The 25,121-nt window shown below is 70.4% G+C and carries 22 protein-coding genes; 3 read left to right on the top strand and 19 right to left on the bottom strand.

The window, feature by feature from the left end:
* Positions 1-32: 32 nt before the first annotated feature.
* The 17 genes from atpB to GPA10_RS35940 all read right to left on the bottom strand — a co-directional run bounded on the left by atpB (position 33) and on the right by GPA10_RS35940 (position 19,330).
* Positions 33-851 (bottom strand): F0F1 ATP synthase subunit A, encoded by an 819-nt coding sequence (gene atpB, locus GPA10_RS36020; protein WP_484600352.1) that lies wholly within the window; start codon positions 849-851, stop codon positions 33-35.
* A 228-nt stretch (positions 852-1,079) separates the two neighbouring features.
* Complete coding sequence (locus tag GPA10_RS36015; RefSeq protein ID WP_058849572.1) at positions 1,080-1,541, bottom strand: Cg1360 family ATP-synthase-associated protein; 462 nt, start codon at positions 1,539-1,541, stop codon at positions 1,080-1,082.
* A 261-nt stretch (positions 1,542-1,802) separates the two neighbouring features.
* Positions 1,803-3,128 carry an MraY family glycosyltransferase gene (locus tag GPA10_RS36010; RefSeq protein ID WP_343041704.1) on the bottom strand — a complete coding sequence of 442 codons (1,326 nt, stop codon included), beginning with the start codon at positions 3,126-3,128 and terminating at the stop codon, positions 1,803-1,805.
* A 102-nt stretch (positions 3,129-3,230) separates the two neighbouring features.
* Complete coding sequence (locus GPA10_RS36005) at positions 3,231-4,505, bottom strand: serine hydroxymethyltransferase (RefSeq protein ID WP_058849574.1); 1,275 nt, start codon at positions 4,503-4,505, stop codon at positions 3,231-3,233.
* Between the two features lie 173 nt (positions 4,506-4,678).
* A complete protein-coding gene (locus tag GPA10_RS36000) occupies positions 4,679-5,374 on the bottom strand; it encodes an arsenate reductase/protein-tyrosine-phosphatase family protein (protein WP_079086596.1) in 696 nt (231 codons plus the stop codon).
* Positions 5,371-6,018, bottom strand: a complete 648-nt coding sequence (locus GPA10_RS35995; protein WP_058849576.1) for an L-threonylcarbamoyladenylate synthase — start codon at positions 6,016-6,018, stop codon at positions 5,371-5,373. Before GPA10_RS35995 ends, GPA10_RS36000 begins: the two co-directional genes overlap by 4 nt.
* 74 nt (positions 6,019-6,092) lie before the next feature.
* Positions 6,093-6,938 carry a peptide chain release factor N(5)-glutamine methyltransferase gene (gene prmC, locus GPA10_RS35990; RefSeq protein ID WP_058849577.1) on the bottom strand — a complete coding sequence of 282 codons (846 nt, stop codon included), beginning with the start codon at positions 6,936-6,938 and terminating at the stop codon, positions 6,093-6,095.
* A 39-nt stretch (positions 6,939-6,977) separates the two neighbouring features.
* The gene (gene prfA, locus GPA10_RS35985) at positions 6,978-8,054 is read right to left on the bottom strand and encodes a peptide chain release factor 1 (RefSeq protein ID WP_058849578.1); all 1,077 of its coding nucleotides are present in this window, start codon (positions 8,052-8,054) and stop codon (positions 6,978-6,980) included.
* Between the two features lie 105 nt (positions 8,055-8,159).
* On the bottom strand, positions 8,160-8,384 hold the full coding sequence (gene rpmE / locus GPA10_RS35980) for a 50S ribosomal protein L31 (protein ID WP_058849579.1): 225 nt from the start codon (positions 8,382-8,384) through the stop codon (positions 8,160-8,162).
* Between the two features lie 206 nt (positions 8,385-8,590).
* The gene (locus GPA10_RS35975; RefSeq protein ID WP_157169103.1) at positions 8,591-9,703 is read right to left on the bottom strand and encodes an LCP family protein; all 1,113 of its coding nucleotides are present in this window, start codon (positions 9,701-9,703) and stop codon (positions 8,591-8,593) included.
* 320 nt (positions 9,704-10,023) lie between these two features.
* Positions 10,024-12,093: a transcription termination factor Rho gene (gene rho / locus GPA10_RS35970; RefSeq protein WP_343041703.1), complete on the bottom strand. Its 2,070-nt coding sequence runs from the start codon at positions 12,091-12,093 to the stop codon at positions 10,024-10,026.
* A 382-nt stretch (positions 12,094-12,475) separates the two neighbouring features.
* Positions 12,476-13,393, bottom strand: a complete 918-nt coding sequence (thrB, locus tag GPA10_RS35965; RefSeq protein WP_058849582.1) for a homoserine kinase — start codon at positions 13,391-13,393, stop codon at positions 12,476-12,478.
* A 255-nt stretch (positions 13,394-13,648) separates the two neighbouring features.
* A complete protein-coding gene (gene thrC, locus GPA10_RS35960) occupies positions 13,649-14,707 on the bottom strand; it encodes a threonine synthase (protein ID WP_058849583.1) in 1,059 nt (352 codons plus the stop codon).
* Positions 14,708-14,713: 6 nt separating this feature from the next.
* A complete protein-coding gene (locus GPA10_RS35955) occupies positions 14,714-16,006 on the bottom strand; it encodes a homoserine dehydrogenase (RefSeq protein ID WP_058849584.1) in 1,293 nt (430 codons plus the stop codon).
* A gap of 140 nt (positions 16,007-16,146) precedes the next feature.
* Entirely contained in the window at positions 16,147-17,538 is a 1,392-nt protein-coding gene (gene lysA, locus GPA10_RS35950; RefSeq protein WP_058849585.1) for a diaminopimelate decarboxylase, read from the bottom strand.
* A 22-nt stretch (positions 17,539-17,560) separates the two neighbouring features.
* Positions 17,561-18,637, bottom strand: a complete 1,077-nt coding sequence (gene nrtL / locus GPA10_RS35945) for an ArgS-related anticodon-binding protein NrtL (RefSeq protein ID WP_343041702.1) — start codon at positions 18,635-18,637, stop codon at positions 17,561-17,563.
* A gap of 204 nt (positions 18,638-18,841) precedes the next feature.
* Positions 18,842-19,330, bottom strand: a complete 489-nt coding sequence (locus GPA10_RS35940; protein ID WP_079086597.1) for a response regulator — start codon at positions 19,328-19,330, stop codon at positions 18,842-18,844.
* A 199-nt stretch (positions 19,331-19,529) separates the two neighbouring features.
* Between GPA10_RS35940 and GPA10_RS35935 the strand changes: the two genes are divergently transcribed.
* The gene (locus tag GPA10_RS35935) at positions 19,530-20,141 is read left to right on the top strand and encodes a 3'-5' exonuclease (protein WP_157169102.1); all 612 of its coding nucleotides are present in this window, start codon (positions 19,530-19,532) and stop codon (positions 20,139-20,141) included.
* A 14-nt stretch (positions 20,142-20,155) separates the two neighbouring features.
* On the opposite strand, the gene GPA10_RS35930 is transcribed toward GPA10_RS35935, so the two are convergent.
* Positions 20,156-20,806 (bottom strand): XRE family transcriptional regulator, encoded by a 651-nt coding sequence (locus tag GPA10_RS35930; RefSeq protein ID WP_157169101.1) that lies wholly within the window; start codon positions 20,804-20,806, stop codon positions 20,156-20,158.
* A 98-nt stretch (positions 20,807-20,904) separates the two neighbouring features.
* On the opposite strand from GPA10_RS35930, the gene GPA10_RS35925 reads away from it, so the two are divergent.
* Together GPA10_RS35925 and GPA10_RS35920 are read left to right on the top strand one after the other, a co-directional pair.
* Positions 20,905-21,606 carry a class I SAM-dependent methyltransferase gene (locus tag GPA10_RS35925; protein WP_157169100.1) on the top strand — a complete coding sequence of 234 codons (702 nt, stop codon included), beginning with the start codon at positions 20,905-20,907 and terminating at the stop codon, positions 21,604-21,606.
* Between the two features lie 29 nt (positions 21,607-21,635).
* A complete protein-coding gene (locus GPA10_RS35920; protein WP_157169099.1) occupies positions 21,636-22,157 on the top strand; it encodes a DinB family protein in 522 nt (173 codons plus the stop codon).
* Between the two features lie 25 nt (positions 22,158-22,182).
* Here GPA10_RS35920 and GPA10_RS35915 read toward each other — a convergent pair whose 3' ends face one another.
* Positions 22,183-22,998, bottom strand: a complete 816-nt coding sequence (locus tag GPA10_RS35915; RefSeq protein ID WP_198351801.1) for a DUF4231 domain-containing protein — start codon at positions 22,996-22,998, stop codon at positions 22,183-22,185.
* Positions 22,999-25,121: the final 2,123 nt, after the last annotated feature.

Below are 25,121 nucleotides of genomic sequence, written 5' to 3'. Positions count from 1 at the left end.
GGCCACCGGGCGCTTAGGGGGTTCGGGGGTTCTCAGTGGTGCTCGGCGAGAGCGCCCTGGATGTACGAGCAGGCGAGGAGCACGAAGACGTACGCCTGGACTGCCTGCACGAAGAGTTCAAAGCCGATCATGGCGATGGTCATCACGAAGGAGACACCGGCGGCCGGGATCAGCCAGCTGTTGAGCAGGTACCAGGAGGCGACGGTGAACATCACCAGCATCAGGTGACCGGCGAACATGTTGGCGAAGAGCCGGACCGCGTGCGTGAAGGGACGCACCAGCAGGTTCGAGAAGAACTCGATGAACGCGACGAGCCACTTGATCGGGCCGAGCGAGTTGTCGTAGCCGGTGATGTTCTTCCAGCCGCCCACGAAACCGTGGCGCTTGAACGTCAGGGGCACCCAGACGAAGTAGACGATGCCCGCGAGCACGAACGGGTAGGCGATGACCGACGACACCGGGAACTGGGCCAGCGGGATCACCGACCAGATGTTCATGATCCAGATGAAGAAGAACAGGGAGACCATCAGGGGGACGTACTTCTCGCCGTCCTTCTTGCCCATGGTCTCGTAGACGATCCCGCGGCGTACGAAGTCGTAGCCGGCCTCGCCGATCAGCTGCAGCTTGCCGGGGACGAGCTTCGCCCGGCCGAAAGCGGCGTAGAAGAAGGTCACCACCAGCGCCGTCGAGATCAGGGCGAGGAGCATCACCTTGTTGAACTCGAACCCGCCGACTTCGAACATCGGCTTGAAGAGGAACGAGTGCAGGCCCGGGGCCGGGAAGCCACAGCCGTTGTCGGACATGATCCGACAGCTCCAGTTGAAGGCGAGCTCAGTTTGTTCAGCACTCACCGCGGGCTCCTTCGGCGTGAAGCATGGGTACGGCAACCTCGTTGTCGAGTCGGCGCGGCGCGTGGCCGCGGATCGGCACCGGACTGGTGTTTCGGAAGTGTGAGCGGCGTTCAGGCATCGAGCCTCGCGATGGTGCAGGCGTCAGCTCAGATGCCCGCGCCTGCAGTGCCGCAGTTGGAACCGGACGATAGCAGCATCTCGAACGTGCATTTATCCCGGCCCTACCTCTCACGTCGAGGACCCCGACTTCTCCGCCTTCTCACTCTTCGCGGAAGAGGGGGCGGAGGAAGGTTCGGGTTCCGGGTCGACGTAGAAGATCTTGGCCTTCATGTGTGCACGAGCCTGCGACGCCATCCACACGACAGTCGAGACAGCGAGCGCGAGCGCGAAAACCTTCGGGTTGAACAGGGTGGTGTCCTTGAACAGACCCATGAAGAGAAGAAGCAGCAGCAGTTGGGCGACGTAGAGCATCATGCCCATGGCCTGGAACAACTGCGGAAGCGATTTTGCCGTCCGCTGGAGGACGTACACACCGAGCCCCATGAAGGCGACGACCACCGCGGTGCCGATGACAGCGCCGAGCGCTCCCTTGCCGCCGGAGACCACGCCGCTGACAACGGCGATGATCGCGCCGACGGCAGCCGTGGGCACGGCGCACTGCAGGAGATTCCGGGTGTCTTGAGACGGCATGGCGGCAACTCCGCTTACAGACGGGGGCAGGGTGTCGTCATGGACGAGCGTAGACCCGGGCCGAGTGGGGTCCTCGGGCCAAGAGAACCGTCGCACTACGGTCCTTCGGCTCTGTCCCCGGGTCTCGTGAACGGTATCACAAACTATTTGATGAGTCCTTTACCTGGCAGGTGTGCTTGCCGTCACACATGAGGGTGAACCCGCGCGTCTGTGCAAGAAGGCAGGCGACTTGTCTGGTATTGGAGCGTTTTCGGCATCGCGTCAACGCGAGGATTCGGCCTTGCTCCGGTCCAGGGAGCTCGGGCGGGTGCCGACCGCGGTCGCTCCGTTGACGCCCGCTCCCACGGGGCGGCGGGATTCCGTTTCCGGCTGAGCGGCCGCTTCCGCCGCGTACGCCGCCTCCGCCGCGAGAGCCGCCCGCCGGCGCCGGTAGCGCGGTGGCACGAACCCCTCCGCCCAGCCGGGCGTGCGGGGGGTGAAGCGCGGGAGCAGGAGCAGGACCAGGCCGACGGCGCTCAGGGCGACGATCAGGAGCAGGATCCACATGTTCGTGGAGTGCACCGAGTAGGCGACGGTGCCGAAGGCGATCAGGGCCGACCAGAAGTACATGATCAGCACGGCCCGGCTGTGCGAGTGGCCGACTTCGAGCAGGCGGTGGTGCAGATGGCCGCGGTCGGCGGCGAACGGCGACTGGCCCTTCCAGGTGCGGCGCACGATGGCGAGGACCAGGTCGGCGAACGGGATCGCGATGATCGTCAGCGGCATCAGCAGCGGGATGAAGACGGGGAGCATCGCGTGCGTCGCGTCGCGGGTGCCGCCGAGGTTCAGCTTCATCGCGTCCGGGTCGACCTGCCCGGTGATGGAGATGGCTCCCGCGGCCAGCACCAGGCCGATGAGCATCGAGCCCGAGTCGCCCATGAAGATCCTGGCCGGATGCATGTTGTGCGGCAGGAAGCCCAGGCACATGCCCATCAGGATGGCGGCGAAGAGGGTGGCGGGGGCGGCTGCCTCGATCCCGTACCCGTACCAGATGCGGTACGCGTACATGAAGAACGCCGCCGCGGCGATGCACACCATGCCCGCCGCGAGGCCGTCGAGGCCGTCGACGAAGTTGACCGCGTTGATCGTGATGACCACCAGGGCGACGGTGAGCAGCGTGCCCTGCCACTGGGTCAGGGACACCGTCCCCGCGCCCGGGATGGGCAGCCACAGGATCGTCAGGCCCTGCATGACCATCACGCCCGCGGCGATCATCTGGCCGCCGAGCTTGATCAGTGCGTCGATCTCGAACTTGTCGTCCAGGACCCCGATGAGCCAGATCAGCGCGGCGCCGGAGAGCAGCGCGCGCGGCTCGTTCGACTTCGTGAACACCTCGTTGAGGTTCGGCAGGTGGTCGGCGACCAGGAGCCCCGCGCACAGACCGAAGAACATCGCGATTCCGCCGAGCCGGGGTGTCGGTTCCCGGTGCACGTCGCGAGCGCGGATCTCCGGCATGGCACCGGCCACGATCGCGAACTTCCGCACCGGGCCGGTCAGCAGGTAGGTCACCGCGGCCGTGATGCAGAGCGTCAGCAGATATTCACGCACGGGCTTCCCCACAGGTATCGCTGGCCATCTCAGCACCACACCCTAGCTTCGCGTGCATAAGCTTGGGGACGTCTGGGTAGCGACGATCGTTGCACAGGTGCGCTACGACGCCGCCGCGCCCGGTGTCCCCACCGTTGGATACGGCGGAAACCGGCCCGCCAGTTCCCGCACCGCGTCCCTGACTCCGTCCTCCTCACGGACGGCCCCCGCGAACAGTGCCGCGATCCGCGCCATTTCACCCTCCCGCATGCCCTGTGTGGTGACGGCCGCCGTCCCGAACCTGAGTCCGCGGCCGTCGCCGCCCGGCAGCGCGCAGGTGTCGAGGACCAGGCCCGCCGCGGCCAGGCGGCCCCGGGCGACGGCGGCCGGTACGCCGTGCGGGGCGGGGTCGGCGAGGATCAGATGGGTGTCCGTGCCGCCGGTGCTCGGGGCGAAGCCCTCGGCGGCGAGCGCCTGTGCCAACACCCTTGCGTTCGCAACGACTTGATGCGCGTACGCGGTGAACGCCGGTGTCGCCGCCTCGCCGAACGCCACCGCCTTGGCGGCGATCGTGTGCATCTGGGCGCCGCCCTGCGTGAACGGGAAGACCGCCCGGTCCACCCGCTCCGCCAGCTCGCCGCGGCACAGGATCATGCCGCCGCGGGGGCCGCGCAGGACCTTGTGGGTGGTGGCGCACACGACGTCCGCGTACGGCACCGGGCTGGGGGCCGCGCCGCCCGCGACCAGGCCCATGGGGTGGGCGGCGTCCGCGATCAGATAGGCGCCCGCCTCGTCCGCCGCGGCCCGGAACGCCGCGTAGTCGATGTGCCGCGGATAGGCGATGGAGCCGCACACGACCGCCTTCGGGCGGTGGGCGCGGGCCAGGGCCCGCACCTGCTCGTAGTCGATCAGGCCGGTCTCCGGGTCGAGGCCGTACCCGACGAAGTCGAACCAGCGCCCGGAGAAGTTCGCCGGGGAGCCGTGCGTGAGGTGTCCGCCGTACGGGAGCCCCATCGCCAGGACCGTGTCCCCCGGGCGCAGCAGGGCCGCGTAGGCCGCCAGGACGGCGGAGGAGCCCGAGTGGGACTGGACGTTCGCGTGGTCGGCGCCGAAGAGGGCCTTGGCGCGGTCCGTGGCGATGCGCTCCGCGACGTCCACCAGCTCGCAGCCGCCGTGGTGGCGGGCTCCCGGGTAGCCCTCGGCGTACTTGTTCGCCAGCGGGGAGCCCAGGGCCGTCAGGACGGCCCTGGAGGTGTAGTTCTCGGCCGCGATCAGCTGCAGGGTGCTCGACTGGCGGTCGAGCTCGCCGAGGAGCACTTCCGCCAGTTCCGGGTCCTGGCGGCGCAACGCGGTGTACGCCGCCGGGTCGGCGGCGCGTCCAGCCTCGGCCGTCGTCATCCTCCCAATGTAGGCCGGGGGTCGGCTTGCCGCCCGGTGGGCGGTGCCGGGGCTCCGCCCCTGGACCCCCGTATCGGCGCTCCGCGCCTCGTCCTCAAACGCCGGACGGGCTGAAACTTCGGCGCGCGCCAGAACTCTGCCGCACCGGCGAACTGGGGCGCCCCCACGAAGAACTACGCCCGCGCCGCCGGCACCCCCGTCAGCGCCGTCACCACCGGCTCGAGGGCCTGCTGGATCTCGCCGCCGACGGAGCGGAAGAAGGGCAGCGGCGCCCCGTAGGGGTCGTACACCTCGTCGGCCTCCGCGCTGGGGGCGAGCAGCCACCCGCGCAGCGCGGCGGCGGCCCGCACCAGGGCGCGGGCCCGCTCGACGACGCCGTCGGTCCCGTCGGGGTCGGGCAGTGTGGCCGGATCTATCGCCCGGACGAGGCGTGTGAACTCCTTCAGGGTGAAGGTGCGCAGGCCGGCCGAGTGCCCCATGGAGATGACCTGCGCGCGGTGGTCCCGCGTCGCGGTCAGGACGAGGTCGGCCCGGATGACGTGGTCGTCGAGGAGCTCACGGCCGGTGAAGCCGGAGGCGTCCGCGCCGAAGTCGGCGAGGACGGTCTCGGCGTTGGTCTCCATCGGGGCGCCCTCGTGCCCCCAGGTGCCCGCGCTCTCCACGATCAGACCGCCCGTGAGGGGGTCGCCGAGGCGGTCGGCGAGGGCATGTCTGGTCAGCCGCTCGGTGATGGGCGAGCGGCAGACGTTGCCGGTGCTGACGTGGAGGATGCGGAAGCCGCCGGGTGTACCGGCGCTTCCCGGGGCACCGAAGACCACAGAGGGCTCGGTACGGCCCGCTATGCCACGCCCCGTCTCAGGGGCCCTCAATTGGCCACCTCGAGGTCGGGTACCACCTTGCGGAGCTCGTCGGCGTCGAGCGCGCCCGCCCGGAGCAGGACGGGGACCTTGCCGGTCACGTCCACGATCGAGGAGGGCACGATGCCGGGCGTGGGGCCGCCGTCCAGGTACACGGAGACGGAGTCGCCGAGCATCTCCTGGGCCGCGTCGCAGTCCTCCGGCGCCGGGTGCCCGGTGAGGTTGGCGGAGGACACGGCCATCGGCCCGAACTCGGTGAGGAGCTCGATGGCGACCGGGTGCAGCGGCATCCGGATGGCGACCGTGCCCCGGGTGTCACCGAGGTCCCACTGGAGCGAGGGCTGCTGCCGGGCGACCAGCGTGAGGGCCCCGGGCCAGAAGGCGTCCACGAGCTCCCAGGCGGACTCGGAGAAGTCCGTGACGAGGCCGTGCAGCGTGTTCGGGGAGCCGATGAGGACGGGCGTCGGCATGGACCGGCCGCGGCCCTTGGCGTCGAGCAGGTCGGCGACCGCCTCGGCGCTGAACGCGTCGGCGCCGATCCCGTACACGGTGTCGGTGGGCAGCACGACCAGTTCGCCACGGCGGACGGCGGACGCGGCCTCGCGCAGACCGGTCGTACGGTCGGTCGCGTCGTTGGTGTCGTATCGCCGTGCCATCTAGCGGGCCTCCTCGTACACGTACGTCTCGTCGGCGTACATCACGTACATCGTCGTCTTCGTCGCCATGGTCGTCACGGCAGCGCCTTGCGGGCGGTCGCGAACCGCGGCCGGTTGTTCAGGTCGGGGTGGTCGGCCGCATCCGCCCAGCCCCGCTCCTCGGTGAAGATCCACGGCACCAGGCCGCCCTGGGTGTCCGCGTGCTCCACCACCACGACCCCGCCCGGCCGGAGCAGCCGGTGCGCGGTGCGCTCGATGGAGCGGATCAGGTCGAGGCCGTCCTCGCCGGAGAACAGGGCGAGTTCGGGATCGTAGTCGCGGGCCTCCGGCGCAACGTACTCCCATTCCGTCAAAGGGATGTACGGGGGGTTGGAGATGACGAGGTCGACCTGGCCGTCGAGTTCGGGGAACGCGTCGCGCGCGTCGCCCTGGCGCAGCTCGACCCGGGACCCCTCGACGTTCTTCCGCGTCCACTTCAGGGCGTCCGCGGACAGCTCCACGGCGTGCACGCGCGAGCGCGGCACCTCCTGCGCCATGGCGAGCGCGATGGCGCCCGAACCGGTGCACAGGTCGACGATCAGCGGCTCGACGACGTCCATCGCGCGGACCGCGTCTATGGCCCAGCCGACGACCGACTCGGTCTCCGGGCGCGGCACGAAGACACCGGGGCCGACCTGGAGCTCCAGATAGCGGAAGAAGGCACGCCCGGTGATGTGCTGGAGCGGCTCGCGCGCCTCGCGGCGCGCGATCGTCTCCCAGTAGCGGGCGTCGAAGTCGGCGTCCTTGACGGAGTGCAGCTCGCCCCGCTTCACGCCGTGCACGAAGGCGGCGAGTTCCTCCGCGTCGTTGCGCGGCGAGGGCACGCCGGCGTCGGCCAGCCGCTGGGTGGCCTGGGCCACTTCCGCGAGCAGCAGGTTCACGCTGTCCTCCGGGGCGTCGTACGGGTCTTGTGCGGGGCGTCAGGCGGCGGCGAGCTTCGCGGCGGAGTCCGCGTCGACGCAGGCCTGGATGACCGCGTCGAGTTCGCCGTCGAGCACCTGGTCCAAGTTGTACGCCTTGAAGCCGACACGGTGGTCGGAGATGCGGTTCTCCGGGAAGTTGTACGTCCGGATCTTCTCGGAGCGGTCGACGGTGCGGACCTGGCTGCGCCGGGCGTCCGCCGCCTCCTTCTCCGCCTCCTCCTGCGCCGCGGCGAGCAGCCTGGAGCGCAGGATACGCATCGCCTGCTCCTTGTTCTGGAGCTGGCTCTTCTCGTTCTGGCAGGAGGCGACTACGCCGGTGGGGACGTGGGTGATGCGGACGGCGGAGTCCGTGGTGTTGACGGACTGCCCGCCGGGCCCCGAGGAGCGGTAGACGTCGATCCGCAGGTCGTTCGGGTTGATCTCGACGTCGATCTCCTCGGCCTCCGGCGTCACCAGGACACCGGCCGCGGAGGTGTGGATGCGGCCCTGGGACTCGGTGGCCGGAACCCGCTGCACGCGGTGCACGCCGCCCTCGTACTTCAGGCGCGCCCAGACGCCCTGGCCGGGCTCGGTGGCGCCCTGGCCGCCCTTGGTCTTCACGGCGACCTGGACGTCCTTGTAGCCGCCCAGCTCGGACTCGGTGGCGTCGATGATCTCGGTCTTCCAGCCGACGCGCTCGGCGTAGCGCAGATACATGCGCAGCAGGTCGCCGGCGAACAGCGCGGACTCGTCGCCGCCCGCACCTGCCTTGACCTCCAGGATGACGTCCTTGTCGTCGCTCGGGTCGCGCGGGACGAGCAGCAGGCGCAGCTTCTCGGTGACCTCGTCGCGCTGCTTGTCGAGCTCCTTGACCTCGGCGGCGAAGTCCGGATCGTCCGCGGCGAACTCACGCGCCGTCTCGATGTCGTCGCCGAGGCGCTTGTAGGTGCGGTATGTCGAGACGATCGGCGTCAGCTCGGCATAGCGCTTGTTGAGCTTGCGCGCGTTGGCCTGATCGGCGTGGACCGAAGGGTCGGCGAGCTTCTTCTCCAGGTCGGCGTGCTCGCCGACCAGTTCCTCGACCGCCTCGAACATCGGGGGCTCCTGCTCCTGTGTGTCTTCGTGAAGGGGCTGCGGGACGGCAAACGCCGGTCCCGGCCGCCCGGTGCGGGGCGGCCGGAGACCGGCGCGGATGGCTCGCTACTTCTTGGCGGAGCCGGCAGCCTTGCCGAAGCGGGCCTCGAAGCGGGCCACACGGCCACCGGTGTCGAGGATCTTCTGCTTGCCCGTGTAGAACGGGTGGCACTCGGAGCAGACCTCGGCGCGGATGCTGCCGCCGGAGATCGTGCTGCGGGTGGTGAACGACGCGCCACAGGTGCAGCTGACCTGCGTCTCGACGTACTCGGGGTGGATGTCGCGCTTCAAGGTGTCTCCTAGTTTCGGGAGGGCACCGGGTCGCAGGCGCGGGATGCGGATGCGTGAACCGGGGCCGACGTACCAGTCTGCCAGGACTGGTCGCATCTGCCCAAACCGGGGTCGGGCCGGAAGTATTCCCGGCCCTGCCCGGCGGGGCTCCGGCGCGCCGGAGCGGGGTCCGGCGCCGGTGCGGCGGTGAGCCGCCGGTGCGGGAGTCAGTCGCTGGTGACGACCTCGCCCGCGTTGCCCTTGTCGCCGGCCGACTTCTCGGTGGCGGACTTCGGGATCGGCCGGTCCTCGCGGAGAGCGTCCCAGACCTGCTGGTCGGCCTCCTCCAGGGGCAGTACGCGGTTGGGGTCGGCAGGGTCGTACTGGATGGGCAGCGTGACCATCTTCATGTCGCCGGAGCCGATGCCCTTGAGGCCGCCCGCGAAGCCGTACAGGTCCTTGACCGAGTCCAGTTCGGAGTCGGTGGTGATGGCACTGGTCGCGGAGTCGGCGAGGTCGTACAGCTTCTTCGGGTTGCCGAACAGGTCGACGTCCTTGACCTGGTTCATGAGGGCCTTGATGAAGGCCTGCTGGAGCTGGATGCGGCCGAGGTCGCTGCCGTCCCCGACGCCGTGCCGGGTGCGGACGAGACCGAGGGCCTGCTCACCGGAGAGCTGGTGGGTGCCGGCCTCCAGGTCGAGGTGGCTGTCCTTGTCGTGGATGGCCTTCTTGGAGGTGATCTCCACACCGCCGAGGGTGTCGATGAGCTTCTTGAAGCCCGTGAAGTCGACTTCCACATAGTGGTCCATGCGGATGCCGGACATCTTCTCGACGGTCTTGACGGCACAGGCCGGGCCGCCCACCTCGTACGCCGTGTTGAACATCTGTCGCTGCCCGCCCCGGTCGGTGCCGCCGTCCTTGGCGGGGCACTCGGGCCGGGTGATGAGGGTGTCGCGGGGTATGGAGACCACGCTGGCCTTCTTGTGGCCCTTGTACACGTGCACGATCATCGCCGTGTCCGAGCGGGCGGCGCCCTCGTCCTTGCCGTACTTGGAGTTCTTGCCGGAACGCGAGTCGGAGCCGAGGACGAGGATGTCCTGGGAGCCGTTGTCGACGTTCGCCGGGCGGTCCGTGCCGAGGGCGGCGTTGATGTCCACGCCCTTGATGTTGCCGTTGAGCTTGAAATAGACGTAGCCGAGGCCGGTCCCCCCGAGGACGGCCACACCCGCGGCGGTCCAGGCCGTGATGACGAGCGCCTTCTTGCGCTTGCTGCGCGGCTTGCGACGACGGCCGCGCCTGCCGCGCCTCGGCGCGTCGGCGGCCCTGCTCTCGTCAGTCATGCGCTCCTCAGTCCTGGTCGGTCGGGTACCCCCTGCTTTCAGGGTCAGGCGTGGCTTTCCGTCACTTGTCAGACGTGAAATCCGAAAGAAGGGTTGCATAGCACTCTGTGTGCGCCCCGGGTACCGACCACTACGCTCTGTGCGGGCCGTCTAGTACTTTTGGCCCCCCACCTGCACTTTCATACAGCGCAGCGCTACCGCCAGTGACGGCGGGCGAGTCTTCTCTGTGTGGGCAAGGTCTCTACAAACGGAAGGGGCCGGTCCCGTCGTCAGACGGGACCGGCCCCTTCCGCTCACCTGCACGAGGCGCAGGCGCCAGATCAGTCGTTGCCGTTGCCCGGCGTCGGCGTGGTCTTCTGGATCTGGAGCAGGAACTCGGCGTTCGACTTCGTCTGCTTCATCTTGTCGAGCAGGAGCTCGATGGCCTGCTGCTGGTCGAGCGCGTGCAGCACACGGCGCAGCTTCCAGGTGATGGCCAGCTCGTCGCTGCCGAGCAGGATCTCTTCCTTGCGGGTGCCGGACGCGTCGACGTCCACCGCCGGGAAGATGCGCTTGTCGGCGAGCTTCCGGTCGAGCTTGAGCTCGGCGTTGCCGGTGCCCTTGAACTCCTCGAAGATGACCTCGTCCATGCGCGAGCCGGTGTCCACGAGCGCCGTCGCGAGGATGGTCAGCGAGCCGCCGTCCTCGATGTTGCGCGCGGCGCCGAAGAAGCGCTTGGGCGGGTACAGCGCGGTCGAGTCGACACCACCGGAGAGGATGCGCCCGGACGCCGGCGCCGCCAGGTTGTAGGCGCGGCCCAGACGGGTGATGGAGTCGAGCAGGACGACCACGTCGTGACCCAGCTCCACCAGGCGCTTGGCGCGCTCGATGGCGAGCTCGGCGACCGTGGTGTGGTCCTCGGCGGGACGGTCGAAGGTCGAGGAGATGACCTCGCCCTTCACCGACCGCTGCATGTCGGTGACCTCTTCCGGACGCTCGTCGACCAGGACGACCATCAGGTGGCACTCGGGGTTGTTGTGCGTGATCGCGTTGGCGATCGCCTGCATGATCATGGTCTTGCCGGTCTTCGGCGGGGCCACGATCAGACCGCGCTGGCCCTTACCGATCGGCGCGACGAGGTCGATGATGCGGGTGGTGAGCACGCCCGGGTCGGTCTCCAGACGGAGCCTGTCCTGCGGGTAGAGGGGCGTCAGCTTGTTGAACTCCGGCCGCCCGCGCCCGGATTCGGGCGCCATGCCGTTCTGCGAGTCCAGGCGGACGAGCGCGTTGAACTTCTCGCGGCGCTCGCCGTCCTTGGGCTGGCGCACCGCGCCGGTGACGTGGTCGCCCTTGCGCAGGCCGTTCTTGCGGACCTGGGCCAGCGAGACGTAGACGTCGTTCGGGCCGGGGAGGTAGCCCGACGTACGGATGAACGCGTAGTTGTCGAGGATGTCCAGGATGCCCGCGACCGGGATCAGGACGTCGTCCTCGGACACCTGCGGCTCGCCCGCGAAGTCGTCGCGGCCGCGGCGTCCGCGGCGGTCGCGGTACCGGCCCCGACGGCCGCGGCGGCCACTGCCGTCGTCGTCGAAGTCGTCCTGCGGGCCGTTGTCGCGCTGCTGCCGGTCCTGGCGGCCGCCCTGCTCCTTGCGGTTGCCGCCGCCCTGCTGGTCGTCGCCCTTGTTGCCGCGGCGGTCACGGTCGCGCTCGCGGTCACGGCCGCGGCCCTGCCGGTCACGGCGGCCCTGGCGGCCCTCGCCGCCGTCCGAGTCGCCCTTGTCGCCGCGGTCGCCGCGGTCGTTCTTCTCGGCCTTGTCGGCCTGCTCCGTCCGGGTGTCGGCCACCTTGGTGTCGCCCTGGGCCTTGGCCTCGGCGGTCACGGTCTCGGGGCTGCCGGCCTCGGCGGTGACGCGGCGCCGGCCGCGGCTGCCGGACTTGTCGTCGAGGGGGGCACTTCCCTGTTCGAGCGGAGCGGAGAGCTTGGGGGCCGGCTGGCCGGGGATGTCGATCTGCTGCTGGGCGGCCTTGGGCTGCTCGGCCGGGGCCTCCTCGGCCTTGGCGGGCTTGGTCGCGGCGGCCTTGTCGGCACTGTCGCCGGTGCGCGCCCGCGAGGTGGCGCGGCGCTTCGGCTTGGCCTCGGCGTCCGCGGCGGCCGGGGCGCTCTTGGCCGGGGCGCCGCCCGCGGCCTGCGCCTCCTTGATGACCTCGATCAGCTGGCTCTTGCGCATCCGCGCGGTGCCCTTGATTCCGAGGCCCGATGCGACCTGCTGCAGTTCGGCCAGCACCATGCCCTCGAGGCCGGTGCCGCGGCGCCGCCGGGACCCGGCCGAAGCACCGGTGGCAGGCGCCGCAGAGGCGTCCGTGGCGGGCGTGTCGGCAGTCACGCCCATCAGATCGGTGGTGTCGCTCACGAAGGGTCCTTCCCTGGAGCGGACGTCGGCCTGTCTGGCTCGGCGACCGGTTGTGCTGTCCGGCGATCCTTGGTGTGTGGACCGTGCCGGGGCGGTGGTCCGCCAACGCGGCGGAAGAATTCACAGATGTGGCGTTTCCCGATGCCGGGCCACTGAGGTGCGGTGGTCACTCGGCTCGGTCACGCCGGTTCCGGAGCGTGCTCGGCACCGCTCAGTGCGATGCACAGAGCAGTTTGGGAGGCTCCCGGAAGGATGGATGTCCCGGACGGGGACACAAAGCACCTCGCCATGGTGGGGTCGGGTGCAGACTTGAGGTTAACACTACCGGATCCAACAAACATTCCCCCTCTCCAAATCCGGACACCGCGTGTGCCGCCGCCCGTCAGGGCGCCAGCGGCAGCACGCTCGCGCCGGTGGCGTCGAGCGCCAGACGATTGGCCGCCCAGCCCTCCCCCGCCAGTCGTGCGACCTTGTCGGCCGCACTGTCCTCGGCCAGCGCGAGGACCGTGGGCCCCGCGCCGGAGATCACCGCGGGCACGCCGTCGGCGCGCAGGCGCTCCACCAGGGCGGCGCTCTCCGGCATGGCGGGGGCGCGGTACTCCTGGTGCAGGCGGTCCTCGGTGGCGGGCAGCAGCAGCTCGGGGCGCCTGGTCAGGGCCTCGACGAGCAGGGCCGCCCGGCCCGCGTTGGCGGCCGCGTCCACGTGCGGGACGGTGCGCGGCAGCAGTCCGCGGGCGGTTTCGGTGAGCACGGGCTTTCCGGGGACGAAAACCACCGGAACGATGGAATCAGCGGGATCCATCCTGATGGCGCGGGCAGCGGAGCCGTCCATCCAGGAGAGCGTGAAACCGCCGAGCAGACAGGCCGCGACATTGTCGGGGTGGCCCTCGATCTCGGTGGCGAGCTCCAGGAGCGCCGTGTCGTCGAGCTTGCTGTCGCCGCCTATGGTGACCGCGCGGGCGGCGACGATGCCGGCGCAGATGGCGGCGGACGAGGAGCCGAGGCCGCGGCCGTGCGGGATGCGGTTGGCGCAGACGATCTCCAGGCCGCGCGGCTGACCGCCGAGCAGGTCGAAGGCGGTGCGCAGGGACCGCACGAGCAGATGCGACTCGTCGCGGGGCAGGGAGTCGCTGCCCTCACCCGCGATGTCGACATGCAGCCCGGAGTCGGAGACGCGGACCACCACATCGTCGTAGAGCCCGAGGGACAAGCCGAGGGCGTCGAAGCCCGGCCCCAGGTTTGCGCTGGTGGCGGGCGTGCGCACCCTGACGGCGGCGGCGCGGAACGCGGGACCGGCCATCGCTCGATGACTCTCCTTGAGCTGCGATGTGTGGAGGACTTGCCGCCTCGGCCGACGCTCGTCCGGCGAGGGACAGCACCCCGGGGCCGCCTCTGCGGGCGGCACCGTGGCATATGCGGCGGCATATGCGTCGGGGTGGGTTCACCACAGCCTATCGAAGGAAGGTTCTGTGGCGACATAGGGCGCACAGGAGGCGCACGATGCGTGTCGCGAGCCCCCTGTGCCACCCCTGTACGGAGTTGCGAGGTTTGCGTGTTACGCCAGGCCCAGGCGCTCCGCCGCGGCGGCCGCGTCGACCGGGACCGTGACCGGCTGCGGGGCGCCCGCGACGGCCCAGTCCGGGTCCTTCAGGCCGTTGCCGGTGACCGTGCAGACGATGCGCTGGCCCCTGTCGACCTTGCCCTGCTCGGCGGCCTTCAGCAGGCCCGCCACCGACGCGGCGGACGCGGGCTCGACGAAGACGCCCTCCTGCGCGGCCAACAGCTTGTAGGCGCGCAGGATCTCACGGTCCGTCACCTCGTCGATGAAGCCGTCCGACTCGTCCCGCGCGGCGAGCGCGTGCTGCCACGACGCGGGGTTGCCGATGCGAATCGCGGTGGCGATCGTCGAGGGGTCCTTGACGATCTCGCCGCGCACGATGGGCGCGGAGCCGGAGGCCTGGAAGCCCCACATCCGCGGCGTGCGCGTCGACACCGAGTCGGCCGCGTACTCCTTGTAGCCCTTCCAGTAGGCCGTGATGTTGCCCGCGTTGCCGACCGGCAGGACATGGATGTCGGGCGCGTCGCCGAGGGCGTCCACGATCTCGAAGGACGCCGTCTTCTGGCCCTCGATCCGGAACGGGTTGACCGAGTTGACCAGCGCCACCGGGTAGTTCTCGGAGAGGCCGCGGGCCAGGTTCAGGCAGTCGTCGAAGTTGCCGTCCACCTGGAGGATCTTCGAGCCGTAGACGAGCGCCTGGCCCATCTTGCCGAGGGCGATCTTGCCCTGCGGCACCAGGACGGCGCAGACCATCCCGGCGCGTACGGCGTAGGCCGCGGCGGACGCCGACGTGTTGCCGGTGGAGGCGCAGATGACGGCCTGCGCGCCCTCCTCCTTGGCCTTGGTGATCGCCATGGTCATGCCGCGGTCCTTGAAGGACCCCGTCGGGTTCGCGCCCTCGACCTTGAGGTGGACCTCGCACCCGGTGCGCTCGGAGAGCACCGTCGCGGGCACGAGCGGCGTACCGCCCTCGCGGAGCGTGACGACCGGCGTGGTGCCGGAGACCGGGAGGCGGTCCCGGTACTCCTCGATGATTCCGCGCCACTGGTGGGTCATTGCTGCTTACTCCCCTTCAACCCGCATGATGCTGGCGACACCGCGCACGGTGTCGAGTCGGCGCAACGCCTCGACGGTGCCGGTGAGGGCGGCGTCGGGCGCACGGTGGGTGACGACGACGAGGGAGGCCTCGCCGTCCTTGCCCGTCTGACGGACCGTATCGATCGATACGCCGTGCTCGGCGAAGACCGTCGCGACCTGGGCGAGCACGCCCGGCTTGTCGGCCACGTCGAGGCTGATGTGGTACCGCGTGACGACCGCGCCCATGGAGCTCACGGGCAGCCGCGTGTACGCGGAGTCGCCGGGTCCGGTGGCCTCGCCGAGCTTGTTGCGACAGACCGCGACGAGGTCGCCGAGGACGGCGGACGCGGTGGGCGCGCCGCCCGCGCCGGGCCCGTAGAACATCAGCTGTCCCGCGGCCTCGGCCTCCACGAAGACGGCGTTGTACGCCTCGCGGACGCTCGCCAGCGGGTGGCTGAGCGGGATCATCGCGGGGTGCACGCGCGCGGTGACGGACTCGCCGTCGGCGGCCCGCTCGCAGATGGCGAGCAGCTTGATCGTGCAGCCCATGCGCTTCGCGGACGCGAAGTCGGCGGCGGTGACCTCGGTCATGCCCTCGCGGTAGACGTCGTCGAGGCGCACCCGGGTGTGGAAGGCGATACCGGCGAGGATCGCGGCCTTCGCGGCCGCGTCGAAGCCCTCCACGTCGGCCGTCGGGTCGGCCTCCGCGTAGCCGAGGGCGGTGGCCTCGTCGAGGGCCTCCTGGTAACCCGCGCCGGTGGAGTCCATCTTGTCCAGGATGAAGTTCGTCGTCCCGTTCACGATGCCGAGGACGCGGTTCACCTTGTCGCCGGCGAGGGACTCGCGCAGCGGCCTGATCAGCGGGATCGCGCCGGCGACGGCGGCCTCGTAGTAGAGGTCGCGGCCGTGCTGCTCGGCCGCGGCGTGCAGGGCCTCGCCGTCCTGGGCGATGAGCGCCTTGTTCGCGGAGACCACGGAGGCGCCGTGCTCGAACGCGGTGGTGATGAGGGTCCTTGCGGGCTCGATGCCGCCGATGACCTCGACGACCACGTCGATGTCACCGCGTTTGACCAGCGCGGTCGCGTCCGTCGTCACCAGGGCCTGGTCGATGCCCGCGCGCACCTTGGAGGGGCGGCGGACGGCGACCCCGGCGAGCTCCACCGGGGCGCCGATCCTGGCCGCGAGGTCTTCGGAGTGCGTCGTCATGATGCGCGCCACCTCTGAGCCGACAACCCCACAGCCCAGCAGCGCCACCTTCAGCGGACGCGTACGCATCATCCGACCTCGTTTCCTTCTCCAAGTACGGTGGGTCCAGTCTCACCCACCCAAACGGTGTTTCTGACCATAGTCCGGATCGTGAGACATTCGTTCCACGAACCGATTCAGCTGTGCCGGGGCGCGCCGGGATGTGCCGGAAGTCACCCGACGTCGAGCCGCAGCAGATCCTCTTCCGTCTCGCGCCGCACGATGACGCGGCCCGCGCCCTCCCTGACCGCCACGACCGGGGGCCGGAGCGCGTGGTTGTAGTTGCTGGCCATCGAACGGCAGTAGGCGCCGGTCGCGGGTACGGCGATCAGGTCGCCCGGCGCGAGGTCGGCGGGCAGGAAGGCGTCGCGCACGACGATGTCGCCGCTCTCGCAGTGCTTGCCGACCACGCGGACGAGCATCGGCTCGGCGTCGGAGGAGCGCGAGACCAGGGCGACGCTGTACTCGGCGTCGTAGAGCGCCGTACGGATGTTGTCGGACATGCCGCCGTCCACCGAGACGTACGTACGCAGTCCTTCGAGCGGCTTGATGGTCCCCACTTCGTACAGTGTGAAGGCCGTCGGGCCGACGATGGCGCGGCCCGGCTCGACCGAGATGCGCGGCACCGCGAGCCCGGCCGCAGCGCACTCGCGCGTGACGATGTCGTTCAGTGCCTCGGCGATCTCGTGCGGTTCCCGCGGGTCGTCGGCCGAGGTGTACGCGATGCCGAGGCCGCCGCCGAGGTCGATCTCGGGGAGTTCGACGCCGTGCTCGTCGCGGATCTCGGCGAGCAGGGACACCACGCGGCGCGCGGCGACCTCGAAGCCCGCCGTGTCGAAGATCTGCGATCCGATGTGGCTGTGGATGCCGACGAGCTCGAGACCGTCGAGCTTCAGCGCCCGCCGCACGGCTTCGGCGGCCTCTCCCCCGGCGAGCGCGATGCCGAACTTCTGGTCCTCGTGCGCGGTGGCGATGAACTCGTGGGTGTGCGCCTCGACGCCTACCGTCACCCGGATCTGTACGCGCTGCCGCGTGCCGAGCCGGTCGGCGATGTGGGCGACCCGCACGATCTCCTGGAAGGAGTCGAGCACGATGTGGCCGACGCCCGCGGCCACCGCGCGCTCGATCTCTTCCGGCGTCTTGTTGTTGCCGTGGAAGGCGATGCGCTCGGCGGGCATGCCCGCGTCCAGGGCGGTCGTCAGCTCGCCGCCCGAGCACACGTCGAGGTTGAGGCCCTCCTCGTGCAGCCAGCGCACGACGGCCCGGGACAGGAAGGCCTTGCCCGCGTAGAAGACGTCGGCGTCGGCGCCGAAGGCGTCGCGCCATGCCCGGCAGCGGGCCCGGAAGTCCTCCTCGTCGAGGAAGTAGGCGGGCGTGCCGAACTCCTCGGCGAGCCGGGAGACTTCCATACCGCCGACGGTGACCTTGCCGTCGGGTGTCCGGGTGACGGTCCGGGACCAGACCTTGGGGTCGAGGGCGTTGAGGTCGGTGGGCGGAGCGGTGTAGTGGCCCTCGGGGAGGACGTCACCGTGGCGGGGTCCTGCGGGGTGGGCGGAACGGCTCATGGCTCTTCTGACTCTTCTCGTCTCACAAGTGTGCGGGCGCGCTGATGCCGAGCAGGGACAGGCCGCCGGCGAGCACCGTCCCGGCGGCTTCGGCGAGCGCGAGCCGGGCGCGATGGGCGGCCGAGGGTTTCTCGTCGCCGAGCGGCAGCACGGTGTGCGCCTGCGCGAGGAACGCGTCGGCGATCCGGACGAGATGCCGGGTCAGGCGGTCCGGGGCGTGCCGGTGGGCGGCGGTGGCCAGGACGGTGGGGTGGTCGCCCAGGGCGGAGAGGAGGGGGTGCACGGGAGCGTCCGCGGCCGCGTGGGCGGCGGTGTCCGGGCCCAGGGGGCCGGGGGTCGCGGTGAAGCCCAGGTCGGCGGCGTTGCGGGTGAGGGCGCGGGTGCGGGCGTGGGCGTAGCGGACGCGGAACAGGGGGTTCGACTCGCGCTGGGCGAGGTGTTCGTCGCCGGTGCGGGGGCGGTCGTGCGGCGCCGGGTGCAGCAGGGCCCAGCGGGCGGCGTCGCGGCCGAGGGCGAGGGGGTCCGGAGAGCCGGGGGCCGGGACGGGGCGCAGCGTGGTCAGGGGGGCCGGGGGCTCGCCGTGTCCGTCCACGCGGATGCCGAGGATGTCCTGCCAGGCCTTGGCGGGGGCGGCGGCGCAGGTGACGCGGACGCGGACGCCCTGGAAGCGGAGCAGGCGGCGGGTGGCGTCGGCGACGACCAGGGCCCGCGGGTCGTACGGGGTGTGCAGCTGGGCGAGGGCGCCGGTGTCCGCGGCGGCGTGGCCGTAGCGCTCGCCGTCGTCCCGGATGCGCCGTACGAGGCCTGCTCCGCCGTCGTCGTCGAGGGTGATGCTGAGGAAGCCGGGTCCGGTGACGTCGGTGCGGGCGATGCCGGGCTCGGCGGCCAGGCGGGCCGAGAGGATCTCGGCGATGCCGAGGGGCGGTGCGCCGGCCTCGCGGGCGATGCGGAGGGCGAGGTTCGTGGCGTAGTCGCCGGTGCCGCCGGGGCGGGGGCGCTCGATGTGGGCGCGCTCCGGGACACGGGCTGTGAGCTCTCCGGCGTCCACCGCACGGCGCAGGGCGCGCAGTGCGGTGCGGGAGAGCTCTTCGGGGGTCACGGGACAAGGGTATGGGAGGGCGGGGGTGCGCTGCTCTGGGGTTTCGGACCTGGGGGTGGGCCAGGGCCCTCGACGGGTGCGCTGCTCAGGGGTTTCCGACCAGGGGGTGGGCCGGGACCTTCGACGGGTGCGCTGCCGGGGCTGACGGACAGGGGGCCGACGGACAGGGGCGGGGCCGACGGACAGGGGCCGGGGCCCGACGGTCTACGGGTGGCCCGGGACCGTGGAGGGGTCGGGGCTGCGGTCGAGGGGGTCGTCGGTGCCGCGGTCGACCAGGTCGCGCACGATCCCGAGGAGCTCCGCGGGCTCGAACGGCTTCGCCAGGAACGCGTCCACGCCCACCTCGCTGCCCGCCTCCACCTCGTACTGCGTACAGGCGCTGACGACGACGAGCGGGACGTCCCTCGTACGCGGATCGGACCGCAGTCGCGCCGCCGTGCGCAGTCCGTCGAGGCGCGGCATCACCACGTCGAGCGTCACGACGTCGGGCCGCACCTCATGGATGACATCCAGACACTCGGCACCATCGGCCGCGGTCACGACCTCGAAGCCCTCCAGCTCGAGATTGACCCTGATCAGTTGCCGGATGACCTTGTTGTCGTCCACAACAAGCACACGGCCGGACGCGCCTGGCACAACTCGAGAGTAGGTCGAGAGCCGCCATCGCGTCCGGGTTTTGCCTACTTCTGCCACTTGCGGGGGAGCCGCAACGCGCCACCCGGCCGGAACGCGACGGCACTTCGGGGAGGTGTATGCGCAGGCCACGTACTCCGGGACACGCCGGAGCGCTCCAGCGCACCCCGGACGTTCGGGAATCCGCCAAGCGGCGCCAAGGGTGACGAGCCGGGCGCGGAGGGGGAAGGAACTCGTCGAGCAAGGAGAGGTGATCCTTTTGTCGACGCTTGTTGTCTTCGACCTCGAATTCACGACGTGGCCGGACGCCCTGGAGCAGGACTGGTCGGCGCCGGGCCAGTTCCGCGAGATCGTGCAGATCGGCGCGTTGCGGCTGCGCTCCGACCTCTCGGTCGTCGAGGAGTACGAGGCGCTGGTCAGGCCGGTGATGAACCCGCGTCTCTCGCCGTACTTCACCGAACTGACCGGCATCGGCCAGGAGGCGGTGGACCGCGACGGCCTGCCGCCGGCCGAGGCCCTCGGCGAGTTCCTGTCCTTCTGCGAGGGGCAGTCCGTGCTGTCGTACGGCAACGACATGGTGGTCCTCGGCGAGAACGTGGGCTGGGCACGGGCCCGCGGCGAGACCGTGAAGAGCGGCTTCCTGGAGGTCGGCTTCGTGAACGTGCGGCCGTGGCTGAACGCGGTCGCCCCCGCCACGGCGACGGTCAACGTGGGGCGCCTGTGGCAGGTCCTCGGTCTACCCAAGCCCGGTGCGGGCGGGGAGCATTCGGCGCTCTTCGACTGTCATTCGTTCGCGGCGGCGCTGCGGCATCTGCGGGGGGTGGGGGCGTTGGGCGGTGCCGAGGAGGCCTTGTTCCAGGGGTATCGCTAGGCCATGGCGTACCGCTAGCTCCCCGGTGTCAGGTGCGCGCGCTCCCCCTGCGGGCCGAACAGGGCGAGCAGTTCCGCGGAGCGGTTGTCGGCGCTGCCGATCCAGTGCGGGATGCGGGTGTCGAACTCCGCGGCCTCGCCGACACCGAGCCGGAACTCCTGCTCGCCGAGCACGAATCTGATGTTCCCGTCGAGGACGTAGAACCACTCGTACCCCTCGTGGGTCTGGAGCTTCGTCGTCGGCGCCCTGCCCGCGGGCGGGTGGATCACCTTGTACGCCTGGATGCCGCCGGCCCGCCTGGTCAGCGGTACGAGGACCAGGCCGGACCGCCGTACGGGCCGCAGGTGGACGCGCGGGTCGCCGGTGGGCGGCGCCGCGACCAGGTCGTCGAGCGGTACGCCGTGCGCGCGGGCCAGGGGCAGGAGCTGCTCCAGTGTGGGGCGGAGCTTGCCGGTCTCCAGGCGGGAGAGGGTGCTGGCCGTGAGGCCGGTCTCGGCTGCCAGGGCCGCGAGGGTGGCGCCGCGGGCGCGGCGCAGGGCGCGGAGGCGGGGGCCGACGCCGGTGAGTACGTCCTGTGCGGGGTCGGCTTGCGCCGGGTTGCCTTCGGCGGGGTTGCCTACTGCTGGTTTGCCTTCCGCCGGTTTGCCTTCTGCGCGGTTGTCCATGCCCACCGATGATGCGGATCCGCAAGATTTCTTGCAAGGTCGGAAGGGGGGTGCGGATGCTGGCGGGACCAGCACATCTCCGATGAAGGACGGCACACATGGGCACCGCAGACACGTCAGCCGATGGGGACACTTCCGCCGCGGCAGGCACCTCGGACGACCGGCACGGTCCCCCCGAGGACGCCACCCGCTTCTGGGAGCGCCACTACAGCACTCGCCGGGCCTGGGGCACGCGCGTCAACCCGCTGCTAGCCGAGACAGCCGCGGTGCTGCGCCCCGGCACCGCCCTTGACCTGGGCTGCGGTGCGGGCGGCGACACCATCTGGCTGGCCCAGCAGGGTTGGAACGTCACCGCCGTCGACATCTCGGGCACCGCGGTCACGCAGGTGCAGGCCCGTGCCGATGAACTCGGGGTCGCCGATCGGGTCACCACCGAGCGGCACGACTTGTCCGAGAGCTTCCCGGACGGCCGGTACGACCTCGTCTCCGCGCAGTACTTCCACACGCCGTTCCCGATGGCTCGCACCCAAGTCCTGCGCGCCGCGGCACACGCCCTGCTCCCCGGCGGCCTGCTCCTGATCGTCGACCACGGGTCCACAGCGCCCTGGTCGTGGAACCAGGACCCCGACATCCACTACCCGACCCCGGCCGAGACCGCGGCCGAGCTGGATCTCGGCCCGTCCCTCTGGTCGGTCCTGCGCGCCGACATGCCCCGCCGCCAGGCGACGGGCCCCGCGGGCGAGACCGCGACCGTCGTGGACAACGTCCTGCTGGTCCAGCGGACGACGGCACCCAACTGACGGCCGAGCGGGCAGCGAAGGAGCACTCCATGCCGAAACCGCCCACCGCGAAGAACCCCGGACCCAACCCCGGAATCACTCCCGGCACCAATACCGAAACCGAACCCGAAACCGAGAGGGCCGTCCTACAGGCCATCCTCGACCAACTGCGGAACTCGATCGCGGCCAAAGCCTCGGGAGTGCCGGAGCCTCAGGTCCGAACGGCCGGAGTGCCTTCGGGCACCAGCCTCCTGGGGCTGATCAAGCACCTGGCGTGCGTGGAGCGGTTCTACTTCCTGGGCGAGGAGCCCGCCGGCTGGGCCGTGACGATGCGACCGTCCGCGGACGACACCGCCGAGACCGTGCTGGCCGACTACCGGGCGACGATCGAGCAGGCCAACCGCGTGATCGGAGCGTGCCCGGACCTGACCCGCCCTGCCCCGCGGGCCCCGCGCCGGACCCCGGCGCCGTCCATGCGCTGGACCCTGGCCCACATGATCGAGGAAACGGCCCGCCACGCGGGCCACGCGGACATCCTCCGCGAACGGATCGACGGCACCACGGGCCGCTGACGCGCACACGCCCCGCGCCGGCACGTCACGGCGCCGAGGGGGCCGAGGCCGCGGCATGGGTTCTCGCCCCCTGCGCCACCTCCGGCGGCTGCTCCAGCTGCAGCTCCTTCTTCCGCTGCTCCCCCCGAACCCTCTCGATCTCTTCAGCGAATTCAGCGAAAGCCGCGTCGGGATCGAGCCCTTTGTAACGCCGAATCCCGAGCTTGTACGCCTGATACTCCAGATCAATGGCATCGGCGGTCTGCTGAAGGCTGAGGCTCCGTTCCCTGAACTTGAAGTACGAGATGATTCCCGCCGAGATGCTCACGAGCGCGCTCAACGCCACGGCGAGCCAACTCCACACCCCTTGCTCCGCCGCCGCCGTGGTGCACACCGATGTCATGATGGACCCGACGATGACGGTCAACTGAAACCTGTTGTGCCTGCGCCGATAGTGTTCGGCACTCCGCCGATAGTCGTCCCTGACGCCGGGTACCTCTTCACGGTACTCGGCGGCCAACCCGGCCCCGGCACCGTTCAGATCACTCGTCGACCCGAGAAATTGACGCCGCTCGATCTCCAGCTTGCGCATTTTCGCGGAGGCGGCCGCATACTCTCGGCTGGCCCACTTGGCCCACCCTGTCGAGATCCCCGAGGCGAACAGCAGCGCCAGGACGCCGATGCCTATCGCGTCGCCACGACCCGACGTTCCGGAAGAATAATCAACGAAAACCGCCACAGCCACCGTGCCGCCCACAATCGCCAACGGCACAACAACCAAGCAAATACGCGACACCAGCCTGTAGAACGCGGCCTGCCGCATCGCGTTCTCGGTATCGATTATCTTCTTCTCTGCGTCCATCAGGTCAGTCGAAAGCAACTCCACCCCCAAGTTGCCCCGAGAGTAGCGAACCCCCACCGGCGGGACGGCAGCCGCCTGCGCATACGCGAAGACCCCACCCTCAGCGTTTCCACTGAAGACGGGGTCCCGGGCACCTTCTGCGAGGTGCCCCCGGCAGGATTCGAACCTGCGCACACGGCTCCGGAGCACGTTCGCAATCAGGCTTGTGATTGGCGTCTGACCAGCACTTTCCTTGACGTCGGGTCTCGATCGGGCCCGCCTGTATCGCAGATAGTGCGAAGAAGGACCGCCCTTCGGGTGGACGCACTTCGGTCGCCCCCCCAAGGTCGTGACTGCGGTGCTTCGAACGGCTACCTGACGCACGGCGCCTCGCTGGCCAGTGCCACCGTCTCGCGGGCCGCGAACTCCCCGGCATCCAGTCGCGTGACACCCCGTACGGACGGGCCTGACACTCTGCCCAGCACTCGTCGACGGGGCCTCACGCTCACGCCGGGCCGGTGGTGGGCAGCCGTGCCGCTGTGATGCCGTTGGGCCCGTCACACGTGACGGCCGCGTCACACCCGAACCCCTAGGCGAACGCGGGCGTGACGCGCCCTCACAGCGGGCCGTCACACCCGGGACAAGTGGCCCTGACCCTGGTGGCTCACGTCGACGCCCGTCAACGCACGGTCGACGCCCGTCGACCGGCCCTCCGTGAGAGTTCCCCACGCCCTCAGGAAGGCACCAGAAAGCTTCCGTTTTCGGGGGGAGGCACACGGGGAGGGAGCAGGGAGGCGGGGAGTTCTCCCTGAGCGCCTCCCTGGGGTACCTCCCTGTACCTGACCTGCGTAGATCAACGATCGGGGAGACAGGGAGGCGCGCAGGCCAAGCCTCGGAAACCTCTCTCTGGGGGCCCATGCCACGGGGTCTCTCTGCCTCCCTGAGCGATGCTGCGAGAGGTTCCGCTTACCGCTAGGGCGACCCCCAGAGGTGACCGCCAGGTAGAGGGGGCCCCGCCCTTGCCGCTCCGATCTACCGTGTTGTGCGGCCGAACCGGAGCGACCAGGGTGGCGGGCGCCAAGTAGAGGGGGCCCTTTACCCCGGTAGAGGGGTGGGTAGTGCCCTCTGAGCTGCAAGGTAAGGGGGGTAGAGGGGGCCCGCCGTGGCTGTAGGCGAACCGAAAAAGGGGGCAATGAGGACCGGCCTGCGGCCGGGCGACTTCCGGGCGCCCCCGCCGGGTGGGAGCTCCCGGCCGGACGGCGACCGCTGGCCGACCAGGATCAACCACGGCGTTTCAGGTGGGGGCGTCTCCCTTCTCCAGGGGCCGCTACATCCGCTACGCCGCTACATCGCAGGTCAGAGCCATGATTTCTGTAGCGGACGGCTCGCGTGTAGCGGCTACGCTGCCCCCCCCTTGGAAGGCCGCTACTTCCGCTACTGCCGCTACCGCGCAGGTCAGGGGCATGATCGAGGTAGCGGGAAGGGGGAGCGGTAGCGGCTACCACCCCGCCGCCGCTCCCTCCCAGGGTCCGCCACGGGGCCCTGGTGGGCCCTGCGCCTGTCCGAGGTGCGGAATTTTGCGTCACCTGCGTCATCTGCGTCATTCTCGCTTCTGACCTGCGGGTTCCTGGTGACGCAGACCTTCACCGGTGCGTCACCGGTGACGCAGGCGTCCGTCATCGGTGACGCGGGTGACGCAGAGGCCGCCGTCTGCGTCACCGCTGTTTGAGCAGGTCACAAGCCTTGTGGTGACGCAGTGACGCAGGTGACGCAGGTTTTCCTACTTAGGACAAAGAGAGGGCGTCTGTGCTCTTTCAGAGCGCGAAGAAGGAGCCGCTAGGCGGTGCCGCCGCCCTACGGCAAGAGGAGCACCACGGCGCACGCGTGCTCCTCTTGCCGTAGGGCTCACCACGGCTCTTCAGAGGGGGAGGTGGCCTTGTGCACCGCGATCCGCCCCCCTCTGAAGAGCCGTGGTTGATCCTGGTCGGCCAGCGGTCGCCGTCCGGCCGGGAGCTCCCACCCGGCGGGGGCGCCCGGAAGTCGCCCGGCCGCAGGCCGGTCCCCGTTGCTTTTACCTGGGGGGCTATCCGCCACACGACGGCTATCCGCCACACTTCCGAGCCCCTGACCTGCGATGTGGCGGC

Source organism: Streptomyces typhae, assembly GCF_009755605.1.
In the GTDB taxonomy this organism is placed as follows: Bacteria; Actinomycetota; Actinomycetes; order Streptomycetales; family Streptomycetaceae; genus Streptomyces; species Streptomyces typhae.
The sequence above is the reverse complement of the archived record's forward strand: the minus strand, read 5'-3'. Positions and strand labels throughout refer to the sequence as shown.